This is a genomic window from Paenibacillus silagei (assembly GCF_017874735.1).
GTDB lineage: Bacteria > Bacillota > Bacilli > Paenibacillales > Paenibacillaceae > Paenibacillus_AQ > Paenibacillus_AQ silagei.
In genome coordinates this window covers 131,028-149,383 of record NZ_JAGGLV010000015.1, presented here as the reverse complement: position 1 = coordinate 149,383, position 18,356 = coordinate 131,028, and the positions used below count along the sequence as shown (strand labels likewise).

Here is an 18,356-nt window from a genome sequence, read left to right as displayed (position 1 = left end):
GTTTGATTATTCCTATTAATATACTTGGTTTAAAGTTATCCCTACTTTACCAAATACCGCTTGCTGCCGTCAATTACTTTGTTAGTTTTTGGGTTAAAGTATAAGTAGCACTCGTTACATCCAAATCAGAGAGGGGCTGTTCATGATGCTGCATACTATGGAGATCACCACCGGCAAACGGGATGAAATGCGGGATATTACCCGCGAGGTTCAGGCTTATGTGAAGAATAGCGGAGTACTTAGCGGACTGCTGATTGTCTATTGCCCGCACACCACCGCAGGGATTGCGATTAACGAGAACGCCGATCCTGATGTGAAGCGTGATGTGTTGATGCGTCTGGATGAGGTCTATCCCTGGGAGCATCCCAAATACCGCCATGCCGAGGGCAACACGGCTTCCCACTTAAAGTCCATTACGGCCGGTCCTTCGCAGACCCTTATCATTCATGAAGGGGCTGTACTGCTGGGCCGCTGGCAGGGCATTTATTTTTGCGAGTTCGATGGTCCAAGGCAACGCCAGTGCTACCTCAAAATTATGGAAGGATAACACTGCCTGCCCTTGTAGAAGAGCAGCCACGCATGAACCGCGAAGCTGCTCTCTATACAATTTATAGTTCCTATAACACTTTCACCATGCAAAGTTATACCAATGCAACGCTCTAAAGTACGAGCTGTTAAAAAAAACAGCTTATGATAAACTGCGGCTTAATACCTTGACATGTGTCAGGGCAGCTTGCTTCACATCTTCGAACAACACTTTATCCTGAATATAATACGAAATGAATCCGTGAGCAGATAAGAATAAGGTCAGCGGCACGTTCTGCCAGTCCTCCGATACATATCCTTCTTCCTTCATATGACGGCGGACAATGCTTGCGAATAACTCAAAACATCGGCCCTGTTCTGCGCGGCAATAAGCCAGCAGCTCTTCGTCGCGGATCATGAACATGATCTCATACTGATACGGATGGTCCAGTCCGAACCGGATGAACTCCATAATCAGCTGCTCCACCCGGGTCATTCCCTCTTCAGGCGGAGAGGTCATAGCTTGATTCAGCAGCGAAGCCACATGATTGAAATCCTCTACTACAATAGCGTAGAAGAGTTCGGCCTTCTCTTTGAAATGGTAATACAGGGAGCCGTGGCTGTAACCCAGGTGCTGACCAATGCTGCGCATCGAAATGGCACGGTACCCTTTGGTGATGAAAAGATGCCTCGCCGCCTCCAGAATTCTTTCTCTCGACAACTCCTGTTCCACTGCTCTTCTTGCCATAATCTATTCCCCTTCGCTGTAGTAAAGCCGCCGCCCTTCCGTAACGAGGGATTGCCCCTCCGTAAGATCGGTTATCCATGCGATAAATGCGTCACCTTCATCATTGCGCGGAAGACACAGCAGTGTAACTTTATCCGTAAACAAAGTCTCTCCGGTCTGGATATTCCGGCCCCGCAGTGCATTCTCCACCTTGCCCAGCCAGGTGTACTCGATTTCCACGAATACCTCCCGTCTCAGCACACGTGTAATGACCTCTCCGGCTTCCAGCGCCAGTACAGCGCCATCGGTATAGGCCCGGATCAGCCCGCCTGCACCCAGCATAATGCCTCCGAAATAACGGGTAACTACAATAGCGACATTCTTCACCTGTTGGCTGCGGATTACTTCCAAAATCGGTTTCCCGGCCGTTCCACTCGGTTCCCCGTCATCCGACTGTCTCTGGATCTCATCCCTCTCCCCGATCATATAAGCAGAGCAGTTATGCGTAGCATTCCAGTGCTGCTTCTTGATCGAATCGATAAATTGCACAGCTTCTTCCTCGTTCTCCACCGGCATAACATGCCCGATGAAGCGTGATTTACGGATTACGACCTCCCGCGAGCCGGGGGTACGTACCGTCCTGTATTGTTCCAGCATTGTTGTCCATTCCTTACTTTGCATGTGATGACTTGATATATATTAGGAGCAGCCCTGGTAGTGGTTACCTATGGACTGCTCCCTGATGACTTACTTTACTATGAATGATCTGCGGTTAGAGTGGGACTATTCGGTAAGTCTTGCTTCCAGTTCTGCCTTTTCTTTCTCGTAGCCTGGTTTGCCCAGCAGTGCGAACATGTTCTTCTTATAGGCTTCAACACCCGGCTGGTCGAACGGATTCACACCCAGCAGGTATCCGCTGATCCCGCAAGCCTTCTCGAAGAAGTACACCAGATAGCCGAAAGTATACGGCGTTTGGTCAGGAATGGTAACGATCAGGTTCGGCACCTGTCCATCGGTATGCGCCAGCATAGTTCCCTGGAATGCCTTCTTATTAACGAAGTCCATCGTCTGGCCGGTCAGGAAGTTGAGGCCGTCCAGATCATCCGGATCATTCTCGATCGTTACATGATGCTGTACCTTCTCCACTTGAATAACCGTCTCGAAAATGTTGCGGTTACCCTCCTGAATGAATTGGCCCATGGAGTGCAGATCTGTCGAGAAGTCCACCGAGGACGGATAGATTCCCTTGAAGTCCTTGCCTTCGCTTTCGCCGTACAGCTGCTTCCACCATTCAGAGACAAAGTGCAGGGACGGCTCGTAGTTCACGAGGATTTCTGTCGTCTTGCCTTTGCGGTAGAGCGCGTTACGTACTGCAGCATATTGATAGCTCTGGTTCGTAGCCACATCGGGATTGTTGAACTCATCGGCTGCGGCTGCGGCCCCTTGCATCATTTCTTCAATGTTAATTCCCGCTACGGCGATAGGCAGAAGGCCTACCGGTGTCAGTACGGAATAACGTCCGCCTACATCATCAGGGATGATGAACGACTCATAGCCTTCTTCGTTAGCCAGCTTCTTGAGTGCGCCCTTCTCCTTGTCTGTTGTAGCGTAGATCCGTTTGCGTGCTTCTTCCTTACCGTATTTCTTCTCCAGTGCTGCACGGAAGATACGGAAAGCAATAGCTGGCTCGGTAGTTGTACCGGATTTGGAGATTACGTTCACGGAGAAGTCTTTGCCTTCTACCAGGTCAAGCAGATGCGTGATGTAGGTAGAGCTGATGTTATTACCGGCAAAATAAACCTCCGGTGTCTTGCGCTTGTCCTTGGACAGGTTATTGTAAAAGGAATGCGAAAGCGCCTCGATAGCTGCGCGTGCCCCCAGATAAGAGCCGCCGATACCAATTACGATCAGCACTTCGGAATCACTCTGAATCTTCTTGGCGGCCTGCTGAATACGGGCGAACTCTTCCTTGTCATAAGCTGTAGGAAGATCAATCCAGCCCAGGTAATCGGAGCCTGCTCCGCTCTTGTTATGCAATTGTTCGTGGGCCAGCTTCACCGGAGCGGCGAAGTAGTCGATCTCGGTCTGGCTGAAGAAGGAAAGGGCTTTGGTGTAGTCAAAATTAATCTTCTTGGACATCGGTAATGGTAGCCTCCTGTTTATCTCTTTAGATTTGACACCGTGTGTTGCAACATTATAATCTAGAATACTTTAATTTGCCTTGACTGGCAAGGTCTTAAGGCATATCCCCGGCTTTCCGAACCCTGTTTATGAAAAAATAACTGAAAGCGGTTACTAAGTAGATAAGCAGACCTGTTCTGTGGAACAGGCTGTAACCTTCTGATAGAATGAAGGCAAACTTAGTTTCTATAATATGATCTCAGGAAAGCAAAGGTGGAATTGAAATGAAGCACATCGGCTTTATCGGACTCGGAACAATGGGAGCACCTATGGCGTCGAACCTGCTGCGAAGCGGTTTTGAGGTTACGGTGTATAACCGTACAGCAGAGAAATGCAAACCTTTGGAACAGGAAGGTGCGAAGACAGCCGCCACACCGCAGGCAGCCGCGGAAGGCAAGGATGTTATTATTACCATGATCAGCAACGATGATTCGATCCGTGAAGTCTTCCACGGTGACCATGGCATTCTCGCCACCCTTCAGCCGGGAACAACCATAATCGATTCCAGCACCATCTCCCCCGGCCTTGCAAAGGAGATCGCTGCTGAAGTTGAAGCACGGGGCGGCAGCTTCCTTGATGCCCCTGTAACCGGCAGCAAGCCGGCAGCTATCGACGGCACACTGGTCTTCATGGTCGGCGGACATGCCGAAGTGATTGAGAAGCACCGGGATCTCTTCGACTCCATGGGCCGTCTGCTGCTGCATATGGGCGCTAACGGCAGCGGCGCTGTAGCCAAGCTGGCTCACAATGCCATGGTCGGCATTCACAATGTCGCGCTCGCCGAGGGCTTCTCCATTGCGGTGAAGTCCGGGGTACCCGCAGATAAGTTCCTGGAGCTGGTGAAGAACGGATCAGCAGGCAGCAAGCAGGCCGAGCTGAAGGGCCAGAAGATCATTGATAACGACTTCAGCAACCAGTTCTCCCTTGCCCTGATGCTCAAGGATCTCAAGCTGGCGTCCTCGCTCAGTGATTCCACTGGCGTCCCTTCCCCTATGCTCGGCGTAGCCAAGAGCATGTTCCAGGCAGGCTTCAATCACGGCTACGGCGACGAGGACCTGTCCGCTGTGGTCAAATCCTACGAAGACTGGATCGGCCGGAAGATCGGCGAAGGTAACTAATGTAACGGCGGCTTTTTCAGAATCTGTTTATGATGGTGTTTCACACACTATTGTAAACAGGGGAGGAAGTTTCAATGCTGACCTTTGAACTCGCCCGGCCACAAGATGCGGCCATGTTGGCGGATGTACAAAAAAGAACCTTCGATGATGATGCCCGCCGATATCAGGATAAAGAGGAGGATGGCCCTCCCGGTTATGATTCAGTGCCCTGGCAGGCGGAACAAATGCAGCAGGGCCATTACTACAAGCTTCTGAAAGACGGTGGAATTGTCGGCGGGATGATAATCTTCCCGTCGCCCACAGAAGAGGAATGTCATCTGGGCCGGATTTTTATCGATCCCTTATATCAGAACCAAGGGTTCGGGCATGAAGCTTTGCATTTCTTATTTGTACAGTATCCTGCTGCCAAGCGCTGGACGCTGGATACTCCCTCGTGGGCCGTCCGGAACCATCACTTCTATGAGAAGCACGGCTTCATCCGTACCGGAGAGATCTATGATGCGGGGAGCAGCGAGAGCATATGGGAATATGAGCGTACAGGTCCGTTGGCAGAGGCAGGCTGCTAAGAGCAGAATCACTTTACCGAGCGAACCATGATAATGGACCATGTGCCGGTGCGCAGCCTATTGTGTTCGGTTTTTCACCTACATTCTGTATATGTAACTCGTAATCAGGGCGCAGCCAGGCAGTATCGGCTGCGCCCTTTTACTATGCGAGCATGGCCTTCTTGTCAGGAGTGAGAACGCAAAAATACCGGTGATTTAATCACCGGTACGGGAAGTTTATTTTACAGTATATGTACAAAAAAACATACGTTTTCCTTGCGTTAACTATAAAATTAATATAGCACAGAAATGTCAACATAACAAGCATTTTTATGGAAAACGAAGAAAATAAATGTTTCTCCCCCCGCCAGCCTGGCAGCAAGGATCAATAAGGCCCCCGGTGCCGCTGTCCCCCTCTCCTCCCCTGATGATATGATCTTCTGCACGAAGGAGGCGACTGACATGCAAATCAGACTGAGAGAGATCCGCAAAAGCTTCAAGGTGTACAAACGCCCTGAAGGAAAATGGGGGCTGCTGAGAGGCGCTTTTATGCGGAATGTTACCCGGGTGGACGCGCTTGGCGGGATCAGCTTTGATATCGAAGAGGGGGAACTGGTAGGTTACATTGGCCCGAATGGCGCCGGTAAATCCACCTCCGTCAAAGTGATGAGCGGCATCCTGACACCGGACAGCGGAGAATGCACCATCCTGGGCAAGATTCCGTGGAAGCACCGTGTAGAGCATGTATCCAAGATCGGCGTCGTGTTTGGCCAGCGCTCACAGTTATGGTGGGATGTTCCGGTGGCAGACTCTTTTGACGTGCTTAAGGATATTTATGCGATCCCCCCAGGCGACTACCGCTTAAGACTATCGGAGTTATCGGCAACACTTGGTGTGGAAGCGCTCTTAAGGACCCCGGTGAGACAGCTTTCGCTCGGGCAACGGATGCGCTGTGAGCTGGTAGCTGCGCTGCTGCACCGGCCGAAGCTTCTCTTTCTGGATGAGCCAACCATCGGACTCGATGCGGTATCCAAGCTGGCACTGCGCAATTTCCTGAAGGAAGAGAACCGGAAATATGGGATTACGATGCTGCTGACCACTCATGATATGGACGATATTGAGGCATTATGCCAGCGGGTTATGGTGATTGGGCACGGCCAACTGCTCTATGACGGACAGCTCTCAGGTCTGCAGCAGAAATATGCGCCGGAGGTCGTCATGAAAGTGAACACGGATGCGATGATTGCTGCTATGTACAATGACTTGGCTTTGGGTTAAGCCCATCCACCCATCAGGAGGTGCACAATGAACTTTAGAAATACATGGCGGGCCTGCAGCTCCCTCTTCCGAATCCGCATGGCAGAAGGGCTCCAGTACCGGGTGTCCGCCATATCTGGCACGATGGTCGGTGTGTTTTGGGCGCTTATAGAATGTGTGCTGTTCACCGTGTTCTATACATACAGCGAGAATGGCTCCTGGAACAATAACGGACTCAGCCTCCCTCAGGCCATATCCTATGTTTGGCTGGCTCAGGGGCTGTTTGTACTCCAGAGTATGAACATCGACAGCGAAATTATGAGCAAAATCAACAACGGCGACGTCGGTATCGAGCTGTGCCGGCCCATGAACCTGTACACCCACTGGTTTGTCAAAAGCTCGGCCGGCAAGCTCGGCACCAGTTGGATCAGGGGGCTGGCCACCGTACTCGCCGGGCTCCTGATGCCTGCCGGGTATGCCCTAGGGGGCCCTGCCTCATTGCCTGCACTATTCTATTTCCTTCTGTCGGCGGTTATGGCGTTTGTGCTGTGCTCGGCCTTCGCTATGCTTGTGACTGCGATTCGGCTGAATATCACTTGGGGGGACGGACCGACCTATATGCTTCTACTGCTAAGCGGCATATTGTCCGGCACCTACCTCCCCCTGCGGCTCTGGCCTGATTTCATGCAGACCTTCCTGTACCTGCAGCCGTTTGGCGGATTCGCCGACATCCCTCTGCAGCTATATATAGGCAGCGTGGCTCCTGCCGCCGCATTGCCCGGCATCGGCTTACAGCTCCTCTGGAGCCTTATCTTTATCGCGGCGGGCCGGATGATTATGAAACGCAGATTACACAGCATTATCGTCCAGGGAGGGTGACAGTAACGTATGCTTGCTGAAGGTAAAATTTATTGCAAATACTTGCGGATGCATCTGCTGTCCGGCATGGAATATAAGGGCTGGTGGCTGATGCTGATTCAGGTGCTTACTGTGGTGATCTCCGATCCCATAGCCACCGTCCTGCTGTTCTCCCGCTTTGGCAATATCGGCGAATGGACCGTCGCCCATATCATTCTGGTGTACTCGTTGGCGGTGGCTTCCTTCGGACTTGCCGAGAGCGTATGCCGCGGCTTTGATTATTTCCCGTGGCATCTGCTGCGCTCCGGCGATTTCGACCGGCTGCTGCTCCGCCCGCGGTCCCTGTTCGTGCAGGTCGCCGCTTCCAGATTCCATCTGCACCGGCTGGTCCGGCCGTTTACAGGGATCTGTGCTGCGGGCTGGGCGCTGGGACAGCTCGGCGTTCCCTTGACGCCCGGCAGACTCGGCATTCTGGCGATGGCGCTGGCCGGAGGCTGTCTGATGTACTGCGGAGTGTTCGTGCTAACCTCAGGTCTTGCTTTTTTCACTATCAAAGGGCTGGACTGGATCTTTCTGCTGACCAACGCCAGCTACCAGATTACCCGCTGCCCAGAGCCCTATTTGCCGCGAATGCTAAAATCCGTGTTCAGCTTTGTGCTCCCAATGCTGTTCATCAGCTTCTATCCGGCGGCCACCGTCTGCGGCTGGGGTTATCCCCGCTGGCTGGGCTTCCTCTCGCTTCCCTCTGGAGCTGCCTTCCTCGGAGTGTCTCTGCTGGTATGGCGCATAGGCGTGAGACATTACAAAAGCACGGGGAGCTGAACTCCGCTGAAGCTGACAACACAAAAAAAGCACCCCGGGACCATGAATCTTCCAGGGGTGCTTTTTTTCTACCACTTTCTTTTACACAATCGGGTAAGAACAGCAATAATCAGTTAATGCGAATACTTCCAGGGCAAACTTGGAGTTGCCGGGAACATGGAAGGTTTCCGCTCCGTCAATGTCCTTCCACACTTCAGTACCGGGAAGCAGCACCTTGAGCTTGCCGGAGAGAATCTCCATCGTCTCGGGGCCGTCGGTGCCGAATTCGTATACGCCAGGCAGCATAATGCCGAGTGTCACCTTAGTGCCGTCTTCCAGTGTAACTGTACGGCTGGTCACTTTTCCGTCGTAATAAATGTTGGCTGCTTTTTGAATTGTCGCGTTGGTTAACTGACTCATGTGCTTATTCTCCCCTTTGTCGTTAGATCCGTCTATTATAGCAGCGCTTTTACGCGGCTGACTACATTTTCTACAGTGAAGCCATATTCTCTGATTACGGTGTCGCCAGGGGCGGAAGCGCCAAAGGTAGTGATTCCCAGAATGTCGCCCTGGTCGCCTGTATAACGTTCCCAGCCGAAGGTTTGGGCCATTTCGATAGCCAGACGGGCTTTCACTTCAGGCAGGATAACGGAATCGCGGTATGCTTTATCCTGCTTCTCGAACAGATCCCAGCTCGGCAAGCTGATGACACGAACATCAATGCCTTCTTCGGCAAGCGCAGCCTGAGCCTTAACCGCCAGCTGTACTTCAGAGCCTGTAGCAATGATCTGTGCCTGTGGAGTGCCGTTCTTGGAATCAGAGACCACATACCCGCCGCGTTTGATGTTATCGCGTACACCGTCTACGGTTCCAGCCAGGATCGGCAGGTTCTGACGGGTCAGGACCAGTGCTACCGGATTGGCGGTATTTTCCATAGCGTATGCCCAAGCTGCAGAGGTTTCGTTGGCATCAGCCGGACGAATGACCGTAAGACCCGGAATGATACGCAGGGAAGCAAGCTGTTCAATCGGCTCATGGGTAGGACCGTCTTCACCGACAGCGATACTGTCATGGGTAAGCACATAGGTTACCGGCAGCTTCATGATGGAAGCCAGACGGACAGCCGGACGCAGGTAATCTGTGAAGACGAAGAACGTACCGCCGAACACCTTAAGACCAGTGTGCAGTGCAATCCCGTTCATGGCTGCAGCCATTCCGAATTCACGTACGCCGAAGTAGATGTTACGGCCGTCATAGGATTCTGAGGTGAACTGGGACAGACCGTTCAAGTGCGTCATGGTCGAGCTCTCCAGATCGGCAGAACCCCCAACCAGCTGCGGGATACCGCCAGTCAAGCCGTTCAGTGCACTACCGGAAGCCACACGGGTAGATACAGCTTTGTCTTCTGCTTTATAGAATGGCAGATTAGCATCCCAGCCTGCAGGAAGCTCACCGCTTAGTGCAGTTTCGAGCTGTGCAGCAAGCTCTGGGTATGCTTTTTTGTAGGCTGCAAATTTCTCATCCCATGCTTTGTTAGCGGCGATTCCTTTGGCCTTCACTTCAGCGAAGCTGGCACGGACTTCATCCGGTACATAGAAATCTTCTTCATATACCCATTTGTAGTATTCCTTCGTCAGCTTCGTTTCATCAGCACCCAGCGGGGAGCCGTGGGTACCGCCGTGGCCGCCTTTACCTTGCTTGTTCGGGCTGCCGTAGCCGATGACTGTCTTCACTTCGATCAGCGTCGGTTTGCTGCTGTCTGCTTGAGCCTCTTCAAGAGCCTTAGCCAGTGCAGGAAGATCGTTACCGTCTTCTACGCGCAGAACCTGCCAGCCGTAAGCTTCAAAACGCTTAGCAACATTCTCGGAGAATGCAAGGTTGAGCTTGCCGTCTAGGGAGATATCATTCGAATCGTACATTACAATCAGCTTGCCCAGCTTCAGGTGTCCGGCAAGTGAAGCAGACTCGGAAGAGATCCCTTCCATCAAATCACCGTCGCCGCAGATGGCGTACGTATAATGGTCAATCACGTTATGTTCATCTTTATTGTAAGTCGCACCCAGCTGCGCTTCAGCCATTGCCATACCTACAGCCATACCGATACCTTGTCCAAGCGGACCGGTTGTCGCATCTACACCGGCAGTGTGGCCGACTTCCGGATGTCCCGGAGTTAAGCTGCCCCATTGGCGGAACTGCTTCAATTCTTCCATAGGCAGATCATAGCCGCTGAGGTGCAGCAGGCTGTAAAGGAGCATGGAGCCATGTCCGGCAGACAACACGAAGCGGTCACGGTTGACCCAAGTCGGGTGGTCCGGGTTATGATTCATCGTCTTGGCGAACAATTGATATCCCATAGGTGCGGAGCCCATCGGCATACCCGGATGTCCGGAGTTTGCCTTTTCAATGGCATCAATGGCAAGTGTACGGATTGTAGTGATGGCCAGGTTGTCCACCGTTGAGTTTTCTTCTTTATGAATGGCTTGATCTTTTGCTTGTTCAGTCATTACAATAATCCTCCTCGAATCAAGAATGTCATTTTGACTATTATTGTATCACGGAAGTGGAAGCATTTCCAATTGTTTTTGCTGCAGCTTATATTTAGCGGCTTCTGCCGGGTCTATGCATGCCTGTGCCGATTCACGGTGCTACAGGAGGTTCTTTTTGGAGATACGGATGGGAATCCGGAAACTTAGCCTTAAGTCTAGTTTCTAATTAAGACTAAAGTTTGTTTTACAAAGCGGATTTATACAGTAAGATGGAAGTACCTCAGCGGAATTTTAGCCGGATTATCCATAATTTCCAGCAGAAAGGAATTCAGAAGATGACTGCAAACAGAGATATTTATATTGTGCTCACCGGAACAGGCACGGCCTTCAGCGGAATTATTAAATGGTTCACCAAAGCGGAGCTGAATCATGCCTCGATTGCTTTTGACAGTGAGCTGCGTGAGGTCTACAGCTTCGGCCGGAAAAAAGTGTACAACCCTTTTATCGCCGGACTGATCCATGAGAACTTTATCCATCCGTTCTACAACAGTGCAGACTGTGCCATCTACCAGCTCAGAGTCAGTGAGGACGAATATGATACCATGTACAATCATGTCCAGGGCATGATGCAGAATCAGGAGCGTTATAAATATCATCTGCTCGGTCTGGTCGGCGTGCTGCTGAACATCCGGATTGACCGGGAGAATGCTTTTTTCTGCTCCCAGTTCGTCGCCTCTGTATTGGAGGAAACTACTGTTCATCCGGTAGCCAAGCCCTCCTGCTTCGTCACTCCGGAGGATTTCGCTTCATCCCTGTGCGCCCACAAAATATTCAGCGGCAAACTCTCTTACTATATGCACCGGAGTCATTCTGCGGCCCTCCGGGGTTCCAGTCTACATAACCCCCAAGCTACTAATCCGGCAGATTTTGCGGCTCCTAGACTGCGGCTGCATGAAGAACGGACCGAGGGAATCGTCTGAACGATCACCCTCCGCCCGCTTGATGCCAAGTAAAACAAAATCACAGTAGTACATAAGGCATAAGGATTGCGTCCCGCGTTATTTTACACGATGGCTCTGATAATATTCTGTCCAATCTCCGAGAATCGTTACCGCCACTGTATCCACCTTGGTCTGGTACTCATTAGTTGCGGTAAAGGTAAAAGTAACCGGACCATCCGGCAGCTGTTCGAACGATGGGTCGGCCAGTTCACCCGTCCATAAGGTCTTATCACTCCCGGTCGGACTCAGCGCCGCCGTGTATCCTCCAGTCATTGTGACTTGCACGGTATCCGGTAGTCCGGTAGCTGTCCCCTGCAGCACAAATTTCTCGCCAGCCCAATAGACACTATACCCCCGCGGGCTTTCAGGCGAGCCGCTCTGCTTCAGATTGTACGCCTGACGGTTGCCATTCCACTCCTCTGTATGACGGACAGCCCCCTTGATGCTAAGCAGGTTAACCATAAAGTACTTTCTTGCGGATACAACACTCCACTCAAATCCATCGAAGACCTCAACTTCTACAGCATATTTTTCGTACTCTGCTAAGGCTCCATCCGGTACCTTCCATTGTTTTGAACTGGATACCTGGTCACCGGACTGCACCTTAATCGCACCTGTGGCCAGATTAATTATCCGTACCCGGAAGCGCTGCTGCTGATCGCCGTCCTCATCCTGGTAATCCCACTTGATGATCGGTGTCAGCGTGCTGGCAATCGTTGGCTTGTTGGGGCTATCACTTGTCGGATAGGTAATTGAGACCTTGGGTAACCGGTTCAACACGGTAATGCTATGGGACAGCTCTCTGAACAGTCCCAGGGAGTCCGTAACGAGCTGCCGATACGTAAAAACACCATTTGAAGTAAACTTTTTGTTAAAATCGCCTTCTGTGCTCACAAGCCCCTCTGCACCAGCCGCCGGTTTCAAGAAATACTGATGACTTATGGTGTCTCCTTTCGGAATATCCTCATCTGTTGCCGTGCTCTTGATATTAAGCACATCCGTCCGGTAGATCGCTACTTTGGTGGCATCCTTTCCGGTATCCGTAATGAGGGTGAACCCCGGCTGGGGCGGAGTGTCGATGATGAAGGCTTTTTCGTTTGATACCTCGGACCAGGAGCCCTTGGAATACGCCCGCCCCAATACCGTGAAGTACTCGAAGCGATTGAATGTTGGGTTTGGAACTTGATACTGACGAATCGATCCGCTGCCATCTGTATTCTCTACCGTTTTCTCCAATAGCCCTTCTTTGGTGAAAAATTCAAGCCTGTACTTTTCCTGAGGATCATTCTCCGGATCGGAGTAGGTCCACTGAATCAACGGGTCCCCCTGCTTCTCTGCATCCAGGACCGTTGGGCTCGCGGTTGTACCCGGAGGAGAAATGATCGTCATGGACGGGGCTTCGTTTTTGATTACATTCACTTTGAGTGACTCAATATTTGACTTCGCCCCAATCTGGTCCACTGCCCAATGTTCCAGGGTGTATATCCCCGGTTCCGGGAAGCTGATTTCAATGCTCGGCGTCTTATATAATTTGGTGGTGCTGTCGCTGTCTGTTACCTTCCAAAAATATTGCAGACTGGCAATGTCCGATGGATCTTCATCAAAATCAGACGAGGTGTATTGCTTCGTATCGAACTGATACGCCGTTGCAGGACCATTGATGGCGGCCGTAGGCACATGGTTTAGGACCTTGAACATACGTGTCGCATTCGAGGAAAGCGATCCGTCAGAGGCTGTCAGGCGCATTTCCCAGCCATCTGAAATGGCTTGTTGCTGTGATATGCCGCTACGTGCGATCAGGTCCCGGATGGTCATCACCTGGTTTCGGTTACCCCCAGCGTAATAATATGGGCTGTTATTTATTCTGGCGTTCCATGCATAGCTTAGCCAATCCCCATCCTCATCCGGGTCCGGTGTCAGATTCTCCATGGTAATGACCGTATCCCGGTACACTTCCACCGGCATATTGAAGGCAGCTGCTGGGGGATGGTTTATAACTTGTACCATTTGGCTGTAGGGCTGTGACCATAGGCCGCGGTTATCATGGACCTGAAGCGTCAATTGATATGTCCCCACGCCGTAGGCAGCGATATTCGGCGGCACCGTTGGATTGCCCCAATGGCTCCATACCTGCTGCCAACCATCCTTAAACACTGTCCAGCTGTATACGTCCAGTGGATCATTGTCCGGGTCGAAAGACTTGTCCGTGATGGTGGTCGCCTTACGGTACGATACGATGTTGGGCTCTACGGTGAACAGCGCTACCGGCGGCAGGTTGCCGGCCGCCCCTACCGTTTGCTGCGACCAATCACTCCAGACGCCAACCCCGTTCTCGCCATCGATGTCCCGCACTCTTAGCCGGATATCATATTGGTCATTGGTCGGTAGCTGTGCCGGCGGATATCCATCGGTCCAGACTTGCCCTTCCGTCTTCTTGTATTGCCATTGCCAATCCATGATCCCTTTATTGGAGGCGGTGACATGATCCAAATCGTAGGAGCTGTCCGTGATCTGCAGCCATCCGCCTGACAGCCGGGCACTGAATAGCGCGATTGGCTTGCGGTGCACATGGAAGGTCATCGAAGATAGGTTATTCCGGCTCCATTTCCGGTACACGTCGAACCGGTCGTCATCCTTGGGATTATCACGCCCCTGGAACGTGGCCACGTAGGACCCGCTATACGGGAAAGTCGTATAGGGTAAACTTCGCCATAATCCAGAATCCCAAATGATCCCCATCGAATTATCAAAAAAGTACGGGTCATGATCGAACCGGTACCGTTCTTCCCGCTTAGGGTCCCACTCCGAGTCAAAGAATTTCGTCCTTGTTTCCACTGGTGTATTGACCAGGACAAACGACTTGTTCCTCATCTGCTGTTTGACATTAATCGTAAGCGCCGCCTTCGCCGTCATTCCCGAAGGGTCGGATGCCGTGATGTTCACGGTGTAGGTTCCCGGCGGGATCGAGTCTTGCAGCACGTCCAGTGGGATATTGAATGGTTTGGACAGCTTGGCTTGAGGCACCACCATCTTCTTGTAGAAGACACCAGGGATCTCGGCGGTGACGGTAACGTCCTCGTTATCTGGATCGCTGACATACCCCTCTATGTTGATTCCGCTGAGGCCCGGAGCATTAACCAGCGTAATTCCATTCGCTGTTCCTACGGACAGGCTAGGGGCATAATTGGGTATCAATTGAGCTACTCTAGTCATGTACGGCGACCACCAATAGGTTTTCGTCCAAGCCAACACTCGAATGCGGAACATTTCTGGATCTTTATCTAGTCCTGGCGTATAATCACTTGGCTGATAATAGTTATATCCTTGTGCATACTCATTCGGATAGGTGTTCGCCATCAAGTTCCGTATGTTGGACATATCTACATCAATAACAGCAGGCATATAATATCCTTGAGATGCTACTGCATTGGTGTGTAACTTTCCCCAATCTGCTGACCAGTTATAATACTGACCATAAAAGTCAGGTGTTCTAGGATCATTACAGCTCCAGTTATTATCATCACCATAAGCATTTCTGTTTAATTCATACTGGTACGCCTCTTTGGTATAAATGGAACTACACATTTCGATTTCCATGGGCTCCGTATATCCGCCCCAATCAGGCCTCCCCGTTGTATAGGTGACATGCAAGTTAGAGCCTGGAACAATATCATAGGTCATTCTTTTGGTCGTTTTATTAAATTTAAGATTGGTTACCTTCAGAGCAGGGAAATCAATGACAACCTTATCATCCTGATTGGCATGTCCCCCTCGCCCAGCTTCAAAGACAATATCCCGGTAATAAATGAAATTGTCCTCTGCCGCCTGCACCGTACTGGCCAGTCTCGTCATTTCGACAACTGGCTGCGGCAGTGCGGGAATGAGCAGCAAGTAGGCCATAAGCAAAATGATACTTCTCTTGAATCTCTTCAATGTCTGCCTTCCTCCCCTACAAGTCCCAATCGACTTCTGGCGCGCGGTTATCTATTTCTACCGTCCGCTCCACCAGCGCTTGTTTGATCGGATCGGTATACGAATCTGCAGAACGCCGGTCCGCCTCCGTCACGTAATCCTCAATGGTCGGTTGACCAAACTCTTCAAAGACCGTCAACCGGATCTCGTATCTCCCCACCTGAGTCAATTCCAGCTTAGGATTAATCTCATTTCCATTATTGAAGATCTGCCAATTCTCATCGGTAAACCGACCGTCATTATTGGAGTCGTACCGATACTCCCAGATCCGCCGGTTCAGGGTATCCTTGTCTGTGGAAAAGGATCTGTCCGTAATTTGGATGATCGCTCTATTCCCCTTCTCCGGGTCCCGATACATTTTTTGGGTAACGTCAAAATACACACTTGGGACTTCATCCGGTGCAATATCGAACGTGATTTCCCCATCTGCACCATAGCCGGCTGTATTCTCAACATGAATATTCGCTTTGTATTTGCCTGGCTTCCGGAAGAGTACGTCCTTGCTCTCCAGCTCGGCCAGACTGCCGCTATACTTGATATCTGCATGGGTCCCGCCGCTGACTGCGCTGATCGTGACCTGAGTTTTCGACTTAATGATCGGGAACCGTGTTGGACTTGTACTGCTGTTGGTGAGCGTGGTTTTCCGGTTCTGCTTCAGCGATCCGGTGATCTCCAATGTTGCGGATGGAATCGGTTCAATGACAGTCACTTCCGTGCTGGTGCTCCCGATCAGCCCGTCATTATCAACGACGGTAAGACTGATGGGGAATGTCTGTCCGACCTTATCCCGTGTGTACCAGACATAACCTCTGGCCGTATTTTCAATTCCGCCTTCTGCTCCAGGAGTTCCCCAGGCATAATCGGTGATATACCCGTCCGGGTCGGAGGAATTTCCTCCATATACCATCATGTCTGAACCGGCTTTAACGTACTTGGGTGCGCTAATTCGGGCAATGGGTGGCTTGCCCTCCGGCTTGGTCGGCTTGCTCGGTACGGAGGGATAGCTGACCGGATTGTCCTTCTTGTACACCCCGGCCGAGACTTCCATTTTCTGCTCCAGGGACGTTATCGTCCCGGTCTTCGTAATGACCGGATTCTTGAACCGAATGATTACCGTCAGCGCGTATTCCTGTTTGAAGCTGTCACTGGTCACCCGGCTGGCCGGGATCTGGAAGTCAAAGCTTTTCGATGCGGTGAGCATTTTTCCGTATTCTTTCTTCATATCAGCCTTCGCTGAACCGTCTTTTTCCTTGGCATAGAATACCCATTCTTCGATGTTAGAGGAATTTGTGTAACCCAGCAGTTCGCCTTTAACGTCGATCTTCACATCGACCTTGCTGCCCTCCAGCTTGATCGGGTTCGGACTTGGCTTCTCCAGCGTGGCCGTTCCGTTTAGCGTAGCTTGGTCGGGTGGGGAATAATCAAAGGTGACCGAACCGGCGTAGCTGTAGGATGTGACTTTGGCTTCAGCGGTAAAAAAATATGGAATTGTTACATAATACAGTCTGCCTTCCACCCACTGCCCTTTAGGAAAACTATCAGACACTTGTTCAGGTCTTTGTTGAGGGGAGGGTACTTGGTACGTAACAACAAACCGACCATTTTTTACTGCCGTTGTGCCTTTGTATCCAATAAGATCTTTTGGATCGAGTTTAATACTTGATTGTATGACACTGCTAAACGGTACTTGGTTCATAGCATTTCGGTACCAGGTTGCTTGGTTTGGATTTACTGGATCTGATTTCGTGGATACAGTCGTTTTAGGCGGATCGTTTGAAGGCATGGAGTGATCTGTTGCATTCCTATTATAACTTTCGTTAACACCCTTATCCTCCTTGTAGTCATTAATCTGCCAACGTCGGCCGTCCGCATATCGCCAGATAGAGTTACCGGGTGTACTCTTAAAAGGATCTTCAAAACCGCCAGATGTCCCTGTTACATTAAATGTTTCGTCCTTCACAGTACCCTTCAACGTAACCTTGATCTTACCATTTTCAAGCGTTAATACTCCTACAACACTATTGGTACCATTGTATTTGAGTGTACCGGACTTAATCGCAGAAGCAGCGACCCCGCTCGGCAGATCGAGATAGAACGTTTTAGCACTATTATTCGAACCGGTTAAGCCTGTCGTGACTGGTACACTAACACTGCCCTGCTTCGTACCAGTCTCTGCAGAATAGATCGCATTAGGCATTAGTACCAAGCAAGCAATGACAATAAGAGCCGAAACCCATAGTTTCTTTTTTCTCATCTTCAATTTCCTCTAGGTTCCACAACATATACTGAGTTAGAAGTTTTATTTTTATTTATTAACCGAATTTTAAAGTAATTAATTTCTCCAGTATATAGGTACCCTTGGTAAGTATTGAGTTTTTCTCCTGGCTTCAAACTCCAATCCCACAATGCTTCTTTGCTATTTGGTTTATAGTAACTAGCCTTAGGCATAGCAGCGAAAGCTTCTCCTTTTGCGAGGTCACCAAAATTAAGAGCCCATTTTTCACTTAAGTCTTTAACATTTTGTTGAACAAGATTCCCGCTCTTATTCTCAACGGTAATCTTTGTCCATACAAAATACTGAGCATCGTTAATGGCATAGTCATACTTCTTAGCCAGCGCCTGAGCATCCTTCGACTTGGAATCAAAGATCATAATCTTCTCCAGCGTATAACTAAGCCCCCCAGCCGTAACTGTCACCGGCAGCTCCACATCCTTCACCAATCCATACTTAGACAGGTTGTCCCTCATAATAGGTGCTGCCGTCGGTTTTGCAGCTGTCGCATGTGCAGATCCTACTTGACCTGAAATCGAACCTGCTAACAGTGCAGTTGCTAACATTGTTTTCATCATTATCTTTTTCATCTAAATCTCTCCTTTAGTAGTTT

At 50.6% G+C, this 18,356-nt stretch carries 15 protein-coding genes; 7 read left to right on the top strand and 8 right to left on the bottom strand.

The window, feature by feature from the left end:
- Positions 1 to 145 precede the first annotated feature (145 nt).
- Positions 146 to 547, top strand: a complete 402-nt coding sequence (locus J2Z70_RS21335; RefSeq protein WP_209876644.1) for a secondary thiamine-phosphate synthase enzyme YjbQ — start codon at positions 146 to 148, stop codon at positions 545 to 547.
- A 141-nt stretch (positions 548 to 688) separates the two neighbouring features.
- On the opposite strand, the gene J2Z70_RS21330 is transcribed toward J2Z70_RS21335, so the two are convergent.
- The 3 genes from J2Z70_RS21330 to J2Z70_RS21320 form a co-directional block, all read right to left on the bottom strand.
- A complete protein-coding gene (locus J2Z70_RS21330; protein WP_209876547.1) occupies positions 689 to 1,273 on the bottom strand; it encodes a TetR/AcrR family transcriptional regulator in 585 nt (194 codons plus the stop codon).
- A 3-nt stretch (positions 1,274 to 1,276) separates the two neighbouring features.
- The gene (locus tag J2Z70_RS21325) at positions 1,277 to 1,909 is read right to left on the bottom strand and encodes a YigZ family protein (protein ID WP_209876642.1); all 633 of its coding nucleotides are present in this window, start codon (positions 1,907 to 1,909) and stop codon (positions 1,277 to 1,279) included.
- A gap of 126 nt (positions 1,910 to 2,035) precedes the next feature.
- Positions 2,036 to 3,391: a glucose-6-phosphate isomerase gene (locus J2Z70_RS21320; RefSeq protein ID WP_036700477.1), complete on the bottom strand. Its 1,356-nt coding sequence runs from the start codon at positions 3,389 to 3,391 to the stop codon at positions 2,036 to 2,038.
- A 260-nt stretch (positions 3,392 to 3,651) separates the two neighbouring features.
- Between J2Z70_RS21320 and J2Z70_RS21315 the strand changes: the two genes are divergently transcribed.
- The 5 genes from J2Z70_RS21315 to J2Z70_RS21295 all read left to right on the top strand — a co-directional run bounded on the left by J2Z70_RS21315 (position 3,652) and on the right by J2Z70_RS21295 (position 8,033).
- Complete coding sequence (locus tag J2Z70_RS21315) at positions 3,652 to 4,551, top strand: NAD(P)-dependent oxidoreductase (RefSeq protein WP_342593042.1); 900 nt, start codon at positions 3,652 to 3,654, stop codon at positions 4,549 to 4,551.
- Positions 4,552 to 4,625: 74 nt separating this feature from the next.
- Complete coding sequence (locus J2Z70_RS21310) at positions 4,626 to 5,117, top strand: GNAT family N-acetyltransferase (RefSeq protein WP_209876543.1); 492 nt, start codon at positions 4,626 to 4,628, stop codon at positions 5,115 to 5,117.
- A 441-nt stretch (positions 5,118 to 5,558) separates the two neighbouring features.
- Positions 5,559 to 6,374, top strand: coding sequence for an ABC transporter ATP-binding protein (locus J2Z70_RS21305; RefSeq protein ID WP_245368404.1), 816 nt, complete (start codon positions 5,559 to 5,561; stop codon positions 6,372 to 6,374).
- A 27-nt stretch (positions 6,375 to 6,401) separates the two neighbouring features.
- On the top strand, positions 6,402 to 7,232 hold the full coding sequence (locus tag J2Z70_RS21300) for an ABC transporter permease (RefSeq protein WP_209876540.1): 831 nt from the start codon (positions 6,402 to 6,404) through the stop codon (positions 7,230 to 7,232).
- A gap of 66 nt (positions 7,233 to 7,298) precedes the next feature.
- Positions 7,299 to 8,033, top strand: coding sequence for an ABC transporter permease (locus tag J2Z70_RS21295; RefSeq protein ID WP_209876538.1), 735 nt, complete (start codon positions 7,299 to 7,301; stop codon positions 8,031 to 8,033).
- An 81-nt stretch (positions 8,034 to 8,114) separates the two neighbouring features.
- Here J2Z70_RS21295 and ppnP read toward each other — a convergent pair whose 3' ends face one another.
- The gene (gene ppnP, locus J2Z70_RS21290; RefSeq protein ID WP_209876536.1) at positions 8,115 to 8,432 is read right to left on the bottom strand and encodes a pyrimidine/purine nucleoside phosphorylase; all 318 of its coding nucleotides are present in this window, start codon (positions 8,430 to 8,432) and stop codon (positions 8,115 to 8,117) included.
- Between the two features lie 35 nt (positions 8,433 to 8,467).
- Positions 8,468 to 10,516 carry a transketolase gene (gene tkt / locus J2Z70_RS21285; RefSeq protein WP_209876534.1) on the bottom strand — a complete coding sequence of 683 codons (2,049 nt, stop codon included), beginning with the start codon at positions 10,514 to 10,516 and terminating at the stop codon, positions 8,468 to 8,470.
- 317 nt (positions 10,517 to 10,833) lie between these two features.
- On the opposite strand from tkt, the gene J2Z70_RS21280 reads away from it, so the two are divergent.
- Positions 10,834 to 11,478, top strand: a complete 645-nt coding sequence (locus tag J2Z70_RS21280) for a hypothetical protein (protein ID WP_209876532.1) — start codon at positions 10,834 to 10,836, stop codon at positions 11,476 to 11,478.
- Positions 11,479 to 11,556: 78 nt separating this feature from the next.
- On the opposite strand, the gene J2Z70_RS21275 is transcribed toward J2Z70_RS21280, so the two are convergent.
- The 3 genes from J2Z70_RS21275 to J2Z70_RS21265 all read right to left on the bottom strand — a co-directional run bounded on the left by J2Z70_RS21275 (position 11,557) and on the right by J2Z70_RS21265 (position 18,333).
- On the bottom strand, positions 11,557 to 15,432 hold the full coding sequence (locus J2Z70_RS21275; protein ID WP_209876530.1) for a hypothetical protein: 3,876 nt from the start codon (positions 15,430 to 15,432) through the stop codon (positions 11,557 to 11,559).
- A 16-nt stretch (positions 15,433 to 15,448) separates the two neighbouring features.
- Positions 15,449 to 17,017: a hypothetical protein gene (locus J2Z70_RS21270; protein WP_209876528.1), complete on the bottom strand. Its 1,569-nt coding sequence runs from the start codon at positions 17,015 to 17,017 to the stop codon at positions 15,449 to 15,451.
- A gap of 710 nt (positions 17,018 to 17,727) precedes the next feature.
- Positions 17,728 to 18,333: a hypothetical protein gene (locus J2Z70_RS21265; protein ID WP_209876526.1), complete on the bottom strand. Its 606-nt coding sequence runs from the start codon at positions 18,331 to 18,333 to the stop codon at positions 17,728 to 17,730.
- Between the last annotated feature and the right edge of the window lie 23 nt (positions 18,334 to 18,356).